14 protein-coding genes are annotated in these 17834 nt (G+C 48.5%); 6 read left to right on the top strand and 8 right to left on the bottom strand.

What is annotated here, in order from left to right; all coding sequences use genetic code 11:
- Window positions 1-36 precede the first annotated feature (36 nt).
- The gene (locus EXT46_RS12585; protein WP_130147639.1) at window positions 37-2928 is read right to left on the bottom strand and encodes an Ig-like domain-containing protein; all 2892 of its coding nucleotides are present in this window, start codon (window positions 2926-2928) and stop codon (window positions 37-39) included.
- Between the two features lie 165 nt (window positions 2929-3093).
- On the opposite strand from EXT46_RS12585, the gene EXT46_RS12580 reads away from it, so the two are divergent.
- On the top strand, window positions 3094-4428 hold the full coding sequence (locus EXT46_RS12580; protein ID WP_045978389.1) for a dicarboxylate/amino acid:cation symporter: 1335 nt from the start codon (window positions 3094-3096) through the stop codon (window positions 4426-4428).
- Between the two features lie 54 nt (window positions 4429-4482).
- Here the strand turns inward: EXT46_RS12580 and sohB are convergent, their stop codons facing one another.
- Together sohB and EXT46_RS12570 are read right to left on the bottom strand one after the other, a co-directional pair.
- Entirely contained in the window at window positions 4483-5499 is a 1017-nt protein-coding gene (gene sohB, locus EXT46_RS12575) for a protease SohB (RefSeq protein WP_130147637.1), read from the bottom strand.
- A 100-nt stretch (window positions 5500-5599) separates the two neighbouring features.
- Window positions 5600-8005, bottom strand: a complete 2406-nt coding sequence (locus EXT46_RS12570; RefSeq protein ID WP_130147635.1) for a VolA/Pla-1 family phospholipase — start codon at window positions 8003-8005, stop codon at window positions 5600-5602.
- A gap of 198 nt (window positions 8006-8203) precedes the next feature.
- Here EXT46_RS12570 and EXT46_RS12565 point away from each other — a divergent pair, with 198 nt between their 5' ends.
- Window positions 8204-8953, top strand: coding sequence for a YciK family oxidoreductase (locus EXT46_RS12565; protein WP_022943559.1), 750 nt, complete (start codon window positions 8204-8206; stop codon window positions 8951-8953).
- Window positions 8954-9011: 58 nt separating this feature from the next.
- Here EXT46_RS12565 and rluB read toward each other — a convergent pair whose 3' ends face one another.
- Genes rluB through EXT46_RS12540 form a run of 5 tightly spaced genes read right to left on the bottom strand, consistent with a single transcriptional unit; the run spans window position 9012 to window position 12818 of the window.
- A complete protein-coding gene (gene rluB / locus EXT46_RS12560) occupies window positions 9012-9875 on the bottom strand; it encodes a 23S rRNA pseudouridine(2605) synthase RluB (protein ID WP_045978392.1) in 864 nt (287 codons plus the stop codon).
- Window positions 9872-10462 (bottom strand): SMC-Scp complex subunit ScpB, encoded by a 591-nt coding sequence (gene scpB / locus EXT46_RS12555; protein ID WP_022943561.1) that lies wholly within the window; start codon window positions 10460-10462, stop codon window positions 9872-9874. Before scpB ends, rluB begins: the two co-directional genes overlap by 4 nt.
- Window positions 10463-10520: 58 nt before the next feature.
- Entirely contained in the window at window positions 10521-11339 is an 819-nt protein-coding gene (locus EXT46_RS12550; RefSeq protein ID WP_130147633.1) for a ScpA family protein, read from the bottom strand.
- Window positions 11339-11959, bottom strand: a complete 621-nt coding sequence (locus EXT46_RS12545) for an L-threonylcarbamoyladenylate synthase (RefSeq protein ID WP_022943563.1) — start codon at window positions 11957-11959, stop codon at window positions 11339-11341. The genes EXT46_RS12550 and EXT46_RS12545 overlap by 1 nt, the downstream gene beginning before the upstream one ends.
- Window positions 11960-11984: 25 nt before the next feature.
- A complete protein-coding gene (locus EXT46_RS12540) occupies window positions 11985-12818 on the bottom strand; it encodes a PHP domain-containing protein (RefSeq protein ID WP_130147631.1) in 834 nt (277 codons plus the stop codon).
- Between the two features lie 483 nt (window positions 12819-13301).
- Between EXT46_RS12540 and EXT46_RS12535 the strand changes: the two genes are divergently transcribed.
- Genes EXT46_RS12535 through trpCF form a run of 4 tightly spaced genes read left to right on the top strand, consistent with a single transcriptional unit; the run spans window position 13302 to window position 17831 of the window.
- Window positions 13302-14879 (top strand): anthranilate synthase component 1, encoded by a 1578-nt coding sequence (locus EXT46_RS12535; RefSeq protein WP_130147629.1) that lies wholly within the window; start codon window positions 13302-13304, stop codon window positions 14877-14879.
- Window positions 14876-15466: an aminodeoxychorismate/anthranilate synthase component II gene (locus EXT46_RS12530; RefSeq protein ID WP_130147627.1), complete on the top strand. Its 591-nt coding sequence runs from the start codon at window positions 14876-14878 to the stop codon at window positions 15464-15466. The genes EXT46_RS12535 and EXT46_RS12530 overlap by 4 nt, the downstream gene beginning before the upstream one ends.
- 3 nt (window positions 15467-15469) lie before the next feature.
- On the top strand, window positions 15470-16474 hold the full coding sequence (trpD, locus tag EXT46_RS12525) for an anthranilate phosphoribosyltransferase (RefSeq protein WP_053910392.1): 1005 nt from the start codon (window positions 15470-15472) through the stop codon (window positions 16472-16474).
- A complete protein-coding gene (gene trpCF, locus EXT46_RS12520) occupies window positions 16467-17831 on the top strand; it encodes a bifunctional indole-3-glycerol-phosphate synthase TrpC/phosphoribosylanthranilate isomerase TrpF (protein ID WP_130147625.1) in 1365 nt (454 codons plus the stop codon). Before trpD ends, trpCF begins: the two co-directional genes overlap by 8 nt.
- The last annotated feature ends 3 nt before the right edge of the window (window positions 17832-17834 follow it).

Here is a 17834-nt window from a genome sequence, read left to right as displayed (position 1 = left end):
CCGAGTGGTTGGCATTTTGTTTAATCAAGCAACTTGCTACTGATCATCAACAACAGTCATTGATGCAGATACAACCTTGGCATCACCATCATCAAATCCTGATGGAATAGTGAAGGTAATTGTCAAAGCACCTACACTTTTTTGGTTTCCTTGTGACTCCCGAGATACCTTAACAATAGACATTAAAGGTTTATCACGACTTGTATTGCCTACAGTTTCACTATGGCTCACAAAGTCCAATTCACCATTGGTCGAGGTGATTTCTACTTCAGTCCCGGCAGGTAATGGGTTACCAAACTCATCACTGTAGTAAATATAGATGTCTTGAGAAGCAAGACCATTATTCGCTTCAGTGCTTACGTTCACACGACTAATATCACATTTACCATCAACGTTAGTAGACTCGAGCACACGCTGCGCATCGGTTGTACAGCTATTCGAATCAATCGCAAAGCGCACATAGGGCTCATCACCAGACATCACCAGCTCAACACTGCTGCGCACCTCAATCAGCTCACGAGTACATTCTCCGGCCGCTTCAGCTTCTTGTGAACACAATAAGCCATTGTATTTACCATCCGCTTCATCAAAGATGCCATTGTTATTAAGGTCACGCCAAGTTTCATTGTGACCACCCCGCGAGATTAGCTCTGAGCAAGGATCAGTAGGCCCAGGTGCAGGGTCACAATTAGCTTTATCGAAGGTGCCGTTTTCGTTATGGTCGATAAAGGCCTCGGTTAAGTCATATTCTTGATAGTACTCACCAATATCGAACAGGCCATTACGGCGAGTGACACCACCGCTCGACTCTTCATCAACAAAGTTTTCTTGGCCTTTGGCTACCGCTATCACGGTAACGCGACCACCCATAGCGATACCATTTGGGTCATTTTTAGCGCGCACCATACCATTGATACAAGGCGCAGCTCCGCCAAAGTACGGGTCACAGTTTTGCACACCAGTTTTAGGGTTAATCCCCTCAGTGGTGGCAGGGTCACCATCGATATCGCCGATACGGTTGCCCCATTTATAATCCCAAAACGGTCGATCGCCTTGACTGCGCCATTGGATGGTACAGACGGCATCGGTGGTTTGACATTTAAAGGTGGGGTTGAACTGCGTACCATCGATCACCCCAGTAACACCGGCTTCAGTTAATACGGTTGCTTCAACACCATCACCACTTAGCTGATTAAACTGGTCGCCAAAATACACCGTTAAATTTGAAGTAACACCGTTGTAATAAAGCGAGTTAGAGTTAATAACGTCGGTGCTTAAATCGAAGCTGTTCTGATCGGTCACACCTGAGCTTAAAGTAAGCAAGCTAGACACTGAGCTGATTTGCTCACTTAGGGGAATAAGTCGAAGTTCGCCTTCAGGGCAAGAGCTTGGCGCATCGGCTGCTTGACACGCTTCATACTCATCAACCCAACAGGTCAAATCATCACCTTCAGGCAAGGCGGCAACATCGGCTTTTGGCACATAGCAAGCTTTTACTACTAGGGCGCCTGGGACCACACCAGAGGTTACTGTAGTTTGCACAACACCGTTGTTATCGGTATTACCTGTTGCCTGAGTCAATGCTGCTTCACCAGTGCCGTCAGTCAAACGAAAATCGATACGGTCTTGAGCGACTGGGTTGCCATCTTCATCAAGAAGTTTAAAGCGCACCACAGATTGTGTAGGTACACCGCCTTCACCTGGAGGAAGAGCGATAAACGCCTCGCTTACATCCATAAACTGGATAGACTGTACAGGTGAGGCCTCAACGGGAATGGTTGTAGATTCAGTATAGTTTTTGCCACCAGTCTCAACTGTCACAATAATATTGTCGTCAATATTACAGCCGTTTGCGCGGTACGTTGCTGTAGCAATACCTGCACGCGATTTTACTTTGTCATCCAGGGTTGATTGACCACTGGCGGCACAAGTAGAGCTAAATTCCACATCGGTCGGAGTTTGGAATAGGTTGCCTTCCTCATCGCGAAGCTGCACTTCGATAACCGTACTGCCACCGGCTTTAAGTGGAATAACATTATTGTTGTTATCCGTAGCCAAGCCATTATCAACTGTCAGCTCTAAATCTACCACACCCACAGCAAAGTTAGTGGTGTCGGTTACGCCCAATGCTTCGGCGGTAATCGTGCCTGCGCCACCTTGGTTGCCTGGCTGTAAACGCAATAGTGCGCGGCCAAATGAGTCGGTTAATGCAGTACCAGACGACGGTAATACCGTACCCACAGATGTCTCGGCATTAACGATTGCCGAGCCTACGCCGTCGCCACTTTGAATGCTGGTTACTTCAACGTAAATCTCGCCCACTTCATTAGAAGAAATACTGTTTACGATATTACAACCGGTATTTGGGTCACGAGGGTCAAGCATCACGTTATCACGGTCATCATCCCAACCAGCGTTACAACCAGTGAGCAGTAACACGTCAACATCGGCGGTTTCCTCGGTCACAACAACGTCATCACCTTGGGTGGTAAAATCCGCTTGCGCTGTTACCTCGTTACCAGCAGCCGGAATGTAAGTTGCGGTTACACGACCCGCGCCTTTCACTTGACCTGGGCCAATGGTGACCTGTGCAACCCCATCTGCGTTCGTTTGTGCAGAAGCAGGTTTTAGCTCACCTAAGGTATTGCCACTTACTTGCTGCAGACTAAACTCAATGGCCTTACCAGAGACCGAGCCTGAAGTTGCGCTGAGCGTTGCTACTGCTTGCGCCGGGTTATCATTAGAAATAGGATTTTCGGCAGATATTGCATTGCCTTCACTGTCCACCACGGTTACGGTAATGGAATAACTACCGGAAGAACTACCATCTCCCCCCGTGTCACCACCTTCTTCTAAACTGCCGCCGCCACCGCAGGCGACTAGAAGTAAACTCAGTAAAGAGGCACTGAGCAATCGCACAAAACGCATTGACTTCTCCCTAACGTTTTATTGTTTAAATTATTTACTTAATATTAACCCAGGATGAGTGAATTACGCATTCCTTTTTTGAAAAAAGTTGTCGTTTTTCGCTGCATTGAGTGATTTTCGCTGATAGGCTATAGCGAATTACAATAACGAAGATGAATCATACCTATGTCTGAAAAAGGTTCAATGTCTCTCACCACGCGTATTATGATTGGTATGGCGCTAGGTGTTGTTGTCGGCTTTTTGTTCAAGTTGATTTTGGCCGGTGAAGACGAATTATTACTTGATTTAGGCTTGTTTGCCTTTCCTGTTAAAGGCTTTTTTGTTGACGGTTTATTCAATATTGGCGGGCAAATCTTCATTGCCAGCTTAAAAATGTTGGTGGTGCCACTGGTATTTGTGTCCCTCGTTTGTGGTACTTGTAGCCTCAGTGATCCGAAAACCTTAGGCCGTTTAGGTGGTAAGTCCATCGCCATGTATGTGGGTACCACTGCCATTGCCATCACCGTCGCCATTACCTTAGCGCTGTTAGTAAGCCCTGGCGATGGCGTCACCTTGCCAAATGATGCGACCTTTGATGCGAAAGAAGCGCCGACGTTGGCTCAGGTCATCATCAATATGTTCCCCACCAACCCTATTGATGCTATGGCCAGTGGTAACATGTTGCAGGTCATTGTTTTTGCGCTACTATTCGGTATTGCTATGGCCCTCAGTGGCGAAGCGGGTCAGCGCCTAAGCGCCGTTTTTGAGGACCTCAATAATGTCATTCTTAAATTGGTTACCTTACTTATGAATATTGCCCCTTACGGGGTCTTTTGTTTGATGGCAAAACTATTTACGACCATTGAGCTGGGGCTTATTTGGAGCCTGATGAAGTATTTCGGTGTGGTGGTCGCAGCGCTGCTGATCCATGGGTTAATTAACTACTCTATCCTATTGAAAGTGCTGACTGGCTTAAATCCTGTCACCTTTTTATCACAAATGAAGCACACTTGTTTGTTTGCGTTTAGCACCTCAAGTTCCAGTGCAACCATGCCTATTACACTTGAGACCGCGACCAAAAAGCTCGGTGCCAGTAACTCCGTTGCCTCATTCACTGTGCCATTGGGAGCCACTATTAATATGGATGGCACCGCCATTATGCAAGGCTGTGCAACCGTGTTTATCGCTCAAGTATTTGGTGTCGATTTAAGTATTTCAGATTACCTAATGGTTATTCTTACCGCCACATTGGCATCCGTTGGAACCGCTGGAGTGCCTGGGGTTGGCTTGATTATGCTGGCGATGGTACTGAATCAGGTGGGCCTCCCCGTCGAAGGTATCGCGATTATTATCGGCGTCGATAGATTGTTAGATATGACGCGTACAGCGGTTAATGTGACCGGTGATTGTATGGTTACCTGCGTTGTTGCCAAATCTGAAGGGCAGCTTGATGAGACCGTCTTTAACGATCTCGAGTCGGCTAAAGAACTGGAAGAGTATAAGCCTAAAGCAAGAAGCTAACCTTACTTGTATAAAAAAACCTCGCCGTTGTGGCGAGGTTTTTTTAAGTCTAAATTAAGGTCTCAGGCGCTGACCCTTAGACCATATCTTTAAACCTGCTTTTTCCACCGCGAGGCTTAGGCTATGCGCGACTTTATCCGCCAAGCCTTGTTTTTTCTTATAGCTCACTTTGTAAGCTTGTCGCTCTTTACTCAGTGCCAGTAGCTCATCATCGCTGGTCGTGATTCTATCCACCAACCCTTTTTCTTTGGCATCAATCGCAAACCAGTGCTCCCCGGTAGCGACGGCGCCTAAGTCTAATTCAGGGCGATGCTCGCTGACAAAGTGTTTGAACAATTGGTGCGTTTGCTCAATTTCTTGGCGGAACTTTTCTCGCCCTTCATCGGTGTTTTCGCCAAACAAAGTAAGGGTCCGCTTATACTGCCCTGCGGTAATGAGCTCTAGATCAATATCGTTCTTTTTCAGCACCTTATTAAAGTTTGGTATTTGCGCAACCACGCCAATAGAGCCGACAATAGCAAAAGGCGCAGCAATGATTTCATCGGCAACACATGCCATCATATATCCACCACTGGCGGCGACCTTATCAATGGCGATGGTCAGTGGTATGTGCGCCTCTTTCAAACGGGCCAGTTGCGACGCTGCTAAGCCATACCCATGGACAACGCCTCCGCCGCTTTCCAAGCGCACTAATACCTTATCTTTTTGCTTATCGGCCAATGTTAAAATCGCCGTGACTTCCTCACGTAGGCTCTCGACTTCATGAGCATCCATGGAGCCAACAAAATCAATCACGTATAGGCGCCCTTGCTGTATGTCACTGCTGTCACTTTTAGCTGCCTTTTTCTGTTCTTTCTTGAGCGCTTTTAAGGCTTTTTTATCCAGGGTGTTTGCTAAAAAATCATCTTTCAACTGTTTTAACTTTGCTGAGAGATCGTCAACCTGAAGTGATCCTTCTTTACTTTTAGGTTTATTTGCCGCTCCTGCAATCATTGCGATGATAATGACGATTGCCACTAAAAAAGTCAGGGTTTTTGCAAAAAATAACCCGTATTCATAAATATACTCCACCTAGAGTCCCTCTTTCATTGTTGATGCACGGCAATGTAGCACAGCCATTAGCCACAAAAAAGCCGCGCAATTGCGCGGCTGATAGTCGAAACCAGTGGGCTTACTGAGCTATCACATCTTCATTAGTGATAGGCAATATCGTACCTTTGGATTTCAGATAGGTCGCTACTTGCTGTTGCATTTCAGCATTCGCTGCAGCGCTATCTGCTGCACTTGCTCCTGCTTGCGGGTTTGCAGCTGGCGTCAAAAGTGTACCATGGTGGCCTTTACTAAAGCGTACAAGGTAGCTTTGTGGGCTATCTGCTAACTGCGTTTGTGCTGCATTGTCAGCGCCCATCATCATTGCAAGTGGAATAGTTCCGGCAATGGGGTTGCTCTCAACCATAGGCGGGATCACCGTATCCGGCTTGTTTTCCATGCCATCACCCACAACCACGCTGGTGTAAACTGGGGTTTGCTGTGCGTTTACACGCATTGCGTAGTTGGTTGGGTCTCCAGCATCAAGCAATGTTTGTGCAGCGTAGGTAAACTGCGTTAACAACCCTTGAATATTAGCCAAGCTGGCAGTGTCACCTTGAGCTGTTAACTGCGCTAAAAACGCTTGGTAACCACAGCCAACATACGCCTCTTGGTTATCAATAAATTGTGCACAGCTAGAGACTGCGCCTTCTTGTAGGAATGCGCCAAACGCTGCTGACTCATCGGTTCCTGCACCAGCTAATACTGAACCTTGGATAAATGGCCCAAATGAATCTGAAGCAAGTAAGAAATTGGCGATACCGCCGCCGCCACTGCCAAGTGCCACAGTGTTCACTTTAAACAATGGATCAACCTGAGGGTCAAGCTCCGCATTCGTCATAGATAAGAAAGCCGGGGCCACAACCGCACCTAAGGAGTGACCGACGAAGCCCACATCCATCGTGTTGAGCATGGGGTCGTTGGCAAAATTAAGACCTAGACGCAAACCCAGTAAATCCGCAGCTGATTGGCGTAGGTTATCACGCGCCACCAGCAATGAATTCAAATTCATATACGCAAGCACAGAGCCTGTGGTCGCATTAAAATCGTCAGTGCCATCGTTGTCGACATCGATTCCACGCTCACCGTGAGCCGGATGGTCGATAGCAACGGTCGCAAAACCTTGAATGCTTAGCGCCGCAGTCAATGCCAACATATCCTCTTTGCGGCTGGTAATACCATGTTGCATGATAACAACTGGCCAGCCAGCAGCAGGCATGCTCATGGCATCAAGCCCAAGCTGACTGCGGATAGCGTTTAAGGTCATTAAATCTGCCGGTTTTGTAACCTGTACAGGTATATTTCGATAGCTCTGCACTTTCGGAATGGTGTTGTATTTCGTTAGGTGACGTTTGTCATCCAAGCTCAAATCACGCAATTGACCGCCGCTGAGAGCGGCACATATTGCATCATTTTCACTCACTGGTTGCTCAGGGAATGCTTCGCCAGCCTGCTCTTTATAACCAAGCACGGTTACAGCGCTGTCGCAGTTTGCTTGCCAGTAAGTGTTGTTTAAATCACTGAGCTCTTTGCCTTGTGGGCTTTTTAAGTAGTAAGGAAGAACAATGCTGCCTTTTTCATAGCTCACTGCGTTAAATGCAGGATTAATGTCTTGCATGCCTTGAGCCGCAAAAATCTGCCCTACTGTGAGCGCAGGCTGTTGCGGGATCATCATTTCAGGCTTAGGTAAGCTATCTTGAGTGAGCGACGCAGCAAGCAAGCTTTTAATCGTGCCGAGCACTTCACCTGCACTTTGCATGGTCATCGCCGCTGAGTAAATAATATCGTCTTTGCTTAGGTCACTGCCGCCAACAATAACGTCTTCATAACTGTTGATCACCGCTTGCAAACTCAGTTGCTGCTCAGTAACAAGTGGGTCTTCACTGCTAACGCTAGCATAGGTCGATGACGGGGCAATGGCGTTACCGGCTGAATCGGTCAAGCCGTTGGTCAATACCGTAATGTACGAGCGCCCTTGAGTAAATGGCTTAAGTGGCACCACAGCCACGGAATTGCCACTGGCTTGGGTGATAAAGTCAACGCCAAAGTTAAGTTCTTTAACATATTCACAGGCAATGCCTGCCGGTACTTGAGCGCAGGTTTGTGAGCTTTGGTCGGCGCCCATAACAACTTCAAAAATACGCACATTACCCGGTGTTGCAGCCGATGTTGCATCAAGGCTTACACCAGGGGAAAAATCGAAATCAATGGCATATGGCATTTGCGTCGACCACCCATCTAACGCGCCGAGCGCCAGTTGAGGGTTAGTGTAATCATCGCCTTCACCAGGAATATTCAAGGTGCCATCGGTGGTGCCGCTTAAAAGCAGATCATTGGGTACGGAGATTTCCCCGGCACCGGGGTCAAACACCACTGTGGATTGCGGAACAACCGTAGGTGTTTCATTTTTAACGTCTTCGAGCGTTTCTCCGCCACCACAGCCAGCGAGCGCAGACGCTACAGCGAGAGGAAGTAGCAATTTTTTCATGTTGTTGGCTCCAAACCTTTTTTATTGTTATCTGCTTATTATGTGTGTATTAAAGATAGCAAAATGTTAATGACACATTAGACCAGTTTAACTTAACGTAAACCTATGCCTTTCGCCACTTAATTTTGTAATTAAATCGATTACTTGTTATTTGAGTATGGTAAAATTCTTAAAAAGATCATGCTCTAGGTGCAGCTTATGCAAAACTACCAAGCAAGTGCAAATGCATTAGATGAAAAAGTCATATTAATTACTGGGGCTGGCGACGGCATCGGCCGGGTTGCCGCGTTAACCTATGCCAAATACGGTGCTACAGTAATTTTATTAGGTAAAACAACTAAAAAACTCGAAGCAGTTTACGATGAAATCGTCGCTGCAGGTGGCCCACAACCAGCGATTGTTCCATTAGATTTAAAAGGCGCCACGCAGCAAAATTACCGTGACCTGGCCGCCACTATTGATCAGCAATTTGGTAAGCTCGATGGCTTATTAAACAATGCGGGTATCCTGGGTGCATTAGGCCCAATGGAACATTTCTGTACATCCACTTTCGAGAACATCATGAAGGTCAATGTCACTGCGCAAGCAATGCTGACCAAAGCGTTGTTTCCTGTGTTAAAGAAATCAAACAATGCATCGGTTGTGTTTACGTCGTCGGGCGTTGGCCGCGAAGGCCGCGAATTTTGGGGGGCTTATGCTATTTCTAAATTTGCCACCGAAGGCATGATGCAGACGTGGTCGAAAGAAGTCGATAAAACCAATATTCGCATCAATTGTATTAACCCAGGCGCCACCCGCACGAGTATGCGTGCCAGTGCTTACCCGGGAGAAGACAAAGACAAGCTAGCAACGCCTGAAGACTTGATGCCCACGTACCTTTATTTAATGAGTGATGACTCTAGTGACGTTAATGGTCAGTCGTTGGATGCGCAAATTAAAAAGAAATAATTAGCACATCATAGAGGTAAAAAACGCCGCGTTGATTGCGGCGTTTTTTGTGTCTGAATTAACGGCGTTTCTTTTGTTGTTGCACGCGCTGATTGTGCTTTTTAACAGCCTTTCTTATGCGGTTCACTTTAGCGCGTTTGTCTTTTCGCTTGATAGGGTCAACCGATAACTTAGTTTGTGTTTCAGGCTTTAACTTAACGGTCTTACGCAGGTAATTCACTTTACTGAGTTCAAGTTCTTCCCAGCCACCTTGTGGTAAGCGCTTATTGAGCTCCAGCTCGCCATAACGTACGCGGATCAGGCGCGATACTTCCACCCCTTGAGATTGCCACATACGACGTACCTCACGATTTCGTCCCTCGCTCAATGTAACGTTAAACCATTTATTGATGCCCTCACCGCCCATAGGCTTAACACTGTGAAAACGTGCCGGCCCATCATCGAGCTCCACGCCTTTGGTGAGGTTGCGAACAGCTTCTTTGGTTACATCACCAAATACGCGCACCGAGTATTCACGCTCAATTTCGTAGCTCGGGTGCATCACCCTATTGGCGAGCTCTCCATCATTAGTAAATAGCAGCAAACCTGAGGTGTTAATATCTAAACGGCCAATGGCAATCCAGCGGTCGCCTTCAATTCGCGGTAGTCTGTCAAATACTGTACGACGCCCTTCAGGGTCTTTACGAGTGCACAGCTCACCTTCAGGTTTGTGGTACATTAATACCCGACATACTCGCTCTTGTGGCTCTTCAACTTTAACAATGTGGCCATCAACACGAATGGTTTGATTGGGCTCAACGCGATCGCCTAAGCGCGCCACTTTGCCATCAACACTCACGCGGTTAGCTTCGATGTACTTTTCCATCTCGCGACGGGAGCCGACACCGGCTCTGGCTAGGACTTTTTGTAACTTTTCACTCATTCAGATGGTTCTCTCACAGAAGGATCGTGTAATAACTTGTCTATCTGGCTTTGTTGCTGCTCAGGGAGCGGCGGTAATTGCTCTAAGCCAGATAACGAAAAATAATCTAAAAACTCATTCGTCGTCGCATATAACGCGGGGCGACCAGGGACTTCCTTATGGCCAATCACCTTCACCCAACCGCGCTCCTGCAATGTTTTCATAATATTGCTAGCAACAGTCACACCACGCACTTGCTCAATTTCGCCTCGGGTTATCGGTTGACGATAGGCTATCAGTGACAGGGTTTCCATTAACGCCCTTGAATATTTCGGTGCGCGTTCTTGGAATAGCTTGCTGAGCCAAGGGCTTAAGCTGCTGCACGCTTGAAAGCGATAGCCTGAGCCAACGTGCACTAAGCGGATCCCTCGGGTTTGATAATGCGCGCTGATGGCCTCTAAAGCTTCATTAACGCGCTTAGAAGACACATTAATATCACTGAGTACAGTTTCTTTGAGTTGTTTTTTTGTCAGCGGTTTAGGGGCAACGAAAATTGCCGCCTCTAGCAACTCTATAAGCTGCTCGTCACTAATGCGTCGCGTGCTCATGCTCAGACCTCCATCGCGGGCGCTATTATGGCAGAGCTACACCATAAGGCAATGCAAATCACGCTGCAGCATGCTCTTTTAAACGCACATGTATGGCACTTTCGCTATTAGCTTGTTGGCAATGAATAAGCCCTTCTTTGGTGAGCTCTAATATGGCTATAAAGGTCACCACCACACCGGCGCGCCCTTCTTGTGGGGTAAATAGCAAGGCAAAATCAACATAACCGGAGTGGTTTTGTAATTGCGCTAAAATAGCGCTCATGCGTGCCCGGGTCGATAGCTGCTCTGGGGTGATATGATGATGCTCAAAGGTTTTGGCTCGGGCCATAACATCACTCAATGCCAACATTAATTCTTCCAGTGCTACTTCGGGAAATAAAGGTTCAGGCATAGCCGCTTCTTCAACTAACGCATGAGCGGTAAAAATATCGCGCTCCATGCGCGGCAATTCATCGAGCTGCTCCGCCGCCTTTTTAAACTGCTCGTATTCTTGCAACCGTCTGACCAGCTCGGCACGAGGGTCTTCCTCTTCCTCACCGAGCTCTTCGTGCACAGGTAACAGTAAACGTGATTTTATCTGCGCCAATAGCGCCGCCATCACCAAATACTCACCGGCGAGCTCCAATTGAAACTCACGCATCATTTCCACATAGCGCATATATTGCTCGGTGATGCTAAAAATAGACAGCTCGAGGACATCGAGTTTGTGCTTTTTGATAAGATAAAGCAGCAAGTCCAAAGGCCCTTCAAAAGTCTCGAGTACGACTTCTAGGGCATCCGGTGGAATATATAAATCTTCTGGCTTTTCAACCACGGCCTCGCCGCGAATAAACGCCAGCGGCAGCTTTTGCTGCTCTACCAAAGTATCTTGGGTCATTATTTAAAGGGACTGGGATCACCACAACCGACACGCAAAATCTCCACTGCGTCATCGGACAAATCCACCACAGTAGTGGCCTGTTCACTCAAAAAACCACCATGGATGATCACATCGACGTGCTTCTCTAAACGATCGCGAATTTCATCGGGGTCTGACTCGGTGAATTCAGCGCCAGGCAAAATCAATGAACACGACATTAAGGGTGCGCCAAGCTCTTCAAGCAACGCCTTACTAATAGGATGATCGGTGACCCGAATACCAATGGTTTTCTTTTTATCGTTTAATACTCGTCGTGGTACTTCCTTAGTGCCTTTGAAAATAAAGGTATAAGGGCCTGGGGTATTATTCTTGATCAACCGAAACATCTGGTTATCAACGCGCGCATAGGTCGCAAGCTCTGATAAATCGCGACACATCAAAGTAAAATTATGGTGCTTTTCGATACCCCGAATTCGGGTGATCCGCTCTTGCGCGGCCTTTTCCCCTAGTTGGCACCCTATGGCATACCCAGAATCAGTGGGATAGACCATTACGCCGCCTTTGCGCACAATATCCACCGCTTGTTGGATCAGCCGTGGCTGCGGGTTTTGCGGGTGAATATGAAAAAATTGACTCATGTTTATCCTTGCTTTGTGATAACGACTACTGCCAACGCTGCCATACGCCTTCACAGTCTTTAGGTAAGTATAGGTTCTTTCCTAATTCTATGTAAGGTAAAGGAAAATGGAAATCAGAACCTTGCGAGCACAGCAGCCCATGCTCACGCGCAAGCTGCCCTAAAAACTGCCTTTCACAAGGCGCTTGTTGGGTTTGGGCCACTTCCATTGCATCGCCACCGAGCGTGGCGAATTCGTTTACTAACTTACGCAGCCACTTATTCGACATTTTGTATCGAGCCGGATGCGCGAGCACACTTTGCCCGCCCGCTGCGGCAATGGCCTTAGTGGCGGTGTGCATGTCACACCACGTACTTGGTACATACCCGGTGTTGCCGCGACTGAGGTATTTTTTGAAGATGCCTTGAAAGGTCTTCGCTGCGCCTTGCGCCATTAACACCCGGGCAAAATGGGCACGCGTTACTTGCGCCTCAGCGGCCAGCTCACAGGCTTGTTCATAGGTGTTTTCAAACCCTGCCTTTTGCAGACGTTCGCCTATTTTTATCGCTCGTTCACTGCGCTTTTGCTGCTGTTCAGCCAACAATGCTGTCAACTCCGGAGCCTGGGTGTCAACCTGCAAGCCAACAATATGAATTTCAAAGCTGTGCCAGCGCGTGGATATTTCTACTCCGGCGACCAATTCCAGGTCGAGCGCCTGTGCAGCAATCGCGGCGCGCGCTGGAGCGATACCAGCAATGGTATCGTGATCGGTGAGCGCGAGTACATCAACCCCCTTGTCGGCGGCTCTCGATACCAGCTCATCAACACTTAAAGTCCCGTCGGAAAAATTACTGTGGCAATGTAAATCGTACTTAAGCACACAGCCCTCTTAACAGCTATCAATAATGCCATTAGCTTATCATTTTTCACCCCGCAGCGCGGCAATAACTTTTTATTTATAAAATGGTTGACACTGATGCTCAGCTAGGTTTAACTAACAGCCATCAATTAATTAGGATTATCAAGCTCATGCAGTCACAGGCTAATAACACACATATGACATGGTGGTGGCGCTCGTAAACGCGGGTGGAATTAGTCGTGCGCAGTGAGTACTGCCTGATTAACAAAACCCGCAGCAAGCGGGTTTTTTTGTATCTAAACAAAGGTAAGTAACATGATTTTAACGCAGTTCGTAACAGTAATTTGGTGGTGGCACTCGAGATAGCGGGTGGGCCTTGTTACGGCTGAGCATAATTGCAACCCGCAGCTTTTCGAAGTATGCGGGTTTTTTTGTTTTTAGGCCATCATCATTGCTAGCAGCAATAAAACCGATGGCAATACATTTTGGGAATGAGGACTTTTTATGATTTTTAGCCACATCTCGACCGAGCCCGGTCAGGTGACCAGCATTAGCCAGCGGCGAGACTACATCCCCTCTGCGCTGAGCCTGTTCGCCAAGCTCGATACCGATAATAGCCTGTTACTGGAGTCCGCAGAAATAGACTCCAAAGCCAATTTAAAAAGTATCGTATTAGTTGATAGCGCATTGCGCATAGAGTGTAACGGCAGCGAGGTCAGTGTCGTCGCGCTATCCAATAACGGTGCGCAACTGCTGCCTTATTTGCAGCGCCACATCGATGCCGGCACCACCACACTCGATAACACCACCTTGCAAATCAGCTACCCGCCCGTGGCCAGCGATTTAGATGAGCATGCTAAGCTCAAAGCGGCCAACGCCTTTGATACCCTACGTCAGTGCATTAATCGCATCAGCAACAACTCTGACAATCCGTTTGCCATTTTCTTAGGCGGCGTAATGGGCTACGACATGGTCGCGAATGTTGAGCAACTGCCCGCCGTCGAGGCAAAAGATAACAGCTGCCCAGACTATGTTTTCTACCTTGCTGAAACCCTAGTGGTGGTTGATCACCAAGCACAGAGCACGGAAATTATCGGTAACGTGTTCAATGGCCCGCAAGTGCATGCCAATTGCTTTGAGGTGGGACAAAAAGTCGAACGCTTAAACACCCTCTGTGATGACGTTGAGGTACTACCGCCCCCACAGGCCACGGCGCAGCCTGTACAAGCCAGTGTCGATATCAGTGACGAAGACTTCAAGGCGCAAGTTAGCCAACTAAAGCAACATATTATCGACGGTGATATTTTTCAGGTGGTGCCTTCACGCACCTTTACCTTGCCTTGCCAACGGCCATTAGCGGCCTATGCCCAGCTGAAAACACAGAACCCCAGCCCCTATATGTTCTATTTGCGCGACCAAGATTTTACGCTGTTCGGCGCCTCGCCTGAATCGGCCTTAAAATACTGCGCCCAGAGCAATCAAGTTGAGGTGTATCCGATAGCGGGCACGCGCCCGCGTGGTAAGCATGCCGATGGACGTTTAAATTTAGACCTCGATTCGCGCATCGAGCTCGATTTGCGCAATGATGGCAAAGAGCGCGCCGAGCACATCATGCTTGTCGATTTAGCGCGTAACGACGTCGCTCGTATCAGCCAGGCCGGCACGCGTCACGTCAAAGAGCTACTCAAGGTCGATAGATATTCCCATGTCATGCACCTTGTTTCGCGAGTGGTGGGACAGTTAAAAGAGGACCTTGATGCGCTGCACGCTTACTCTGCCTGTATGAATATGGGTACTTTGGTTGGCGCCCCCAAGGTCAGCGCTGCGCGCTTAATTCGTGAAGTAGAAAAGAAACGCCGAGGCAGCTATGGCGGTGCCGTCGGCTACCTCACTGGTGAGGGAGCCATGGACTCTTGCATTGTTATCCGCAGTGCTTTTGTCAAAGATGGCCTGGCCCATGTGCAAGCCGGTGCTGGGGTGGTTTATGACTCAGACCCGCAAAGTGAAGCCGATGAAACCCGCGCTAAAGCCGGCGCCGTACTGCGCGCTATCGCCACCAGCCAAGGAGCAACAAACGCATGAATTATAAGATTTACTTCTTAGATAACGAAGACTCTTTCAGTTATAACTTGGTGGATGAATTTGCGCAGTTGCGCCAAGAGTTGGTGGTGTATCGCAATACCGTGGCGGCGGAAGTCATATTCGAGCGCATGTGCGCAGAAACACAGCCGGTGGTGCTCGTGCTGTCCCCCGGACCCGGCGCGCCCGACAGCGCGGGATGTTTAATGGCGCTCATTGACCTGTGTCGGGGACGCTTCCCAATGCTTGGGATTTGTCTCGGGCAACAAGCATTAACGCAGGCGTATGGGGGTGAAATTGGCCATGCCCAGCAAACGGTGCATGGTAAATCATCCACCATTAGCCTAATGCCCCACCCCGCTTTTAATGGTTTTGGCGAGCACCTCGTGGTGGCCCGTTACCATTCCTTAGTGGCTACCAAGGTAAGCGAGCAATTAGCGATTATCGCGCATTATCAGGGCATGCCGATGGCTGTGTGTCAGCATCAAGATAAGGTGCTTGGCTATCAGTTTCACCCAGAGTCGATTCTAACTCCTCATGGTGCGCAACTATTGCAGCAAAGCCTTGAATATTTAACAGCACAGGGGTAGCTCATGGATGTAATGAATAAGCTGTATCAGCAGCAGGACTTAACCTTTGCAGAGTCACAGCAACTGTTCGATAGCGTAATGCGCGGCGATATTGATGATATCACCCTGTCGGCCATGCTTACCGCGCTGAAAATTAAGGGTGAATGCGCCGACGAGATTGCCGGGGCCGCCGCCGCTATGCGCGCCAATGCCCTGCCCTTTAACACCTCGGCGCAACACTTGGTCGATGCCTGTGGCACCGGTGGTGATGGTGCCAACACTATTAATATCAGCACCACGGCAGCGCTTGTAGCCGCCGCCTGTGGAATTAATATGGTTAAACATGGTAACCGCAGTGTATCGAGTAACTCAGGGTCGTCTGATTTGTTACAAAGCCTGGGGATCAATATCGACATGAGCCCAGAGCAAGCCGCCGCGATGCTAGAGCAAACCGGCTTTGCGTTTTTGTTCGCTCCGCTTTACCACCAAGGGGTCAAGCACGCGATGGCGGTGCGTACCACCCTTAAAACACGAACCCTATTTAATATTCTCGGGCCGCTTGCTAACCCGGCAGCACCGGATTATCAATTACTCGGGGTGTACGACCCTGCCTTATGCTTACCTATGGCAAAGACCCTGCAGACCTTAGGGTGCAAACGGGCGATGGTTGTCCATGGTGCCGGCACCGATGAAATCGCCTTACACGGTGAGACTCAAGTGGTTGAACTCAACCAAGGGCAACTGCATGAGTACACCTTAAACCCCAGTGACTTCGGACTTGCAAACTATTCACTTGCGCAACTCAGTGGTCAAGGGCCAGACTACAACGCCAATGCCACGCGGGCGATTTTAAGCGGCCAAGGAGAGCCGGCGCACACCAGTGCGGTGGTGATCAATGTCGCAGCGTTATTAGTATTGACCGGCAAAGCGGCTAATTTCAAAGAGGCCAGCGCGCAGGTTCAAGACGTTTTACAATCCCAGCAAGCACAACGCACGCTTGATACCATCATTGAGGTCAGTCATGGCTAATGTATTAGAAAAAATTGTTGCCGATAAACGCCATGAGGTAGCGCAGCGTCAACGCACGCAACCGTTAGCGAGCTTTATTGACGACATCACTGCGAGCGACCGTGATTTTTATCGTGCCCTGAAACAGAGCCCAACGAGCTTTATTCTGGAATGCAAAAAGGCATCGCCCTCAAAAGGGCTTATTCGCGATGTATTTAACCTAGATGAAATCACTGCCGTCTATAAAAAGTACGCCAGCTGTATTAGTGTGCTGACCGACGAAAAGTACTTTCAAGGCCATTTTGACTACTTAACCCAGGTACGACAAAAAGTCAGCCAGCCACTGATTTGCAAAGATTTCTTTATCGACCCTTATCAAGTTTATTTGGCTCGTTTACACGGCGGTGATGCTATTTTATTGATGCTCTCAGTGCTTGATGACGACACCTACACGGCGCTTAGCAAACTGGCTAAGTCACTGAATATGGATGTATTAACTGAGGTGAGTAATGAGCAGGAAGTAACTCGGGCGCTGGCGTTGAACGCCGAGATCATCGGTATCAATAACCGTGACTTACGCGACTTATCGACCGATTTGGCGACCACTGAACGGCTTCGCCAATTGATCCCCAGTGATAAAGTGGTGATTTCTGAGTCGGGCATTTACAGCCATCAAGACGTGCAGCGCTTAAGCCCCTTGTGTGACGGGTTTCTGGTTGGCAGTTCTATTATGGCCCAAGCAGATATTGAAAGCGCTTGTCGCGCCTTAATTTTTGGCGAGCATAAAGTCTGTGGTCTAACGCGCTCACAAGACGCACAAGCGGTATATCAAGCTGGTGCCTATTATGGTGGCCTGATTTTCTACCCAGGCTCACCCCGCTATGTTGACATTGATTGCGCTAAGGCCATTGTTGATAGTGCGCCGCTGCATTACGTAGGGGTTTTCGTTGACGCACCGATTACGCAAGTCAGCGACTATGCCACGCGATTAAAACTGGCCGCCGTGCAGCTGCATGGAGTGGAGGATGAGCGTTATATTCAGTCGTTACGCCAAGCGCTGCCGTTATCGTGCCAAATTTGGAAAGCCCAAGCGGTGGCTGCGCAGCTGCCTAAAGCGCTCGCGGGCGTCGACCGTATTCTCTATGACACGTATAGCAAACAAGCGAAAGGTGGTACCGGTGAGCAATTTAACTGGCAACTGCTGGCGCAGGCTGAGTCCCCTTTCATGCTGGCAGGCGGCTTGACCCCTGGCAATATTGCTGACGCTTTAGCACACAACGCAACCGGGCTGGATATTAATTCCGGCGTAGAAAGCGCACCCGGTAAAAAATGTACACAGAAAATTAATGCTGCCTTTGCGGCAATTCGGAATTATTGAGGT

Origin of the sequence: Pseudoalteromonas sp. CO325X (genome assembly GCF_004208955.1) — a bacterium.
In the GTDB taxonomy this organism is placed as follows: domain Bacteria; phylum Pseudomonadota; class Gammaproteobacteria; order Enterobacterales; family Alteromonadaceae; genus Pseudoalteromonas; species Pseudoalteromonas ruthenica.
Note: the sequence above shows the minus strand (reverse complement) of the source record. Positions and strands in the feature narration are given on the sequence as shown.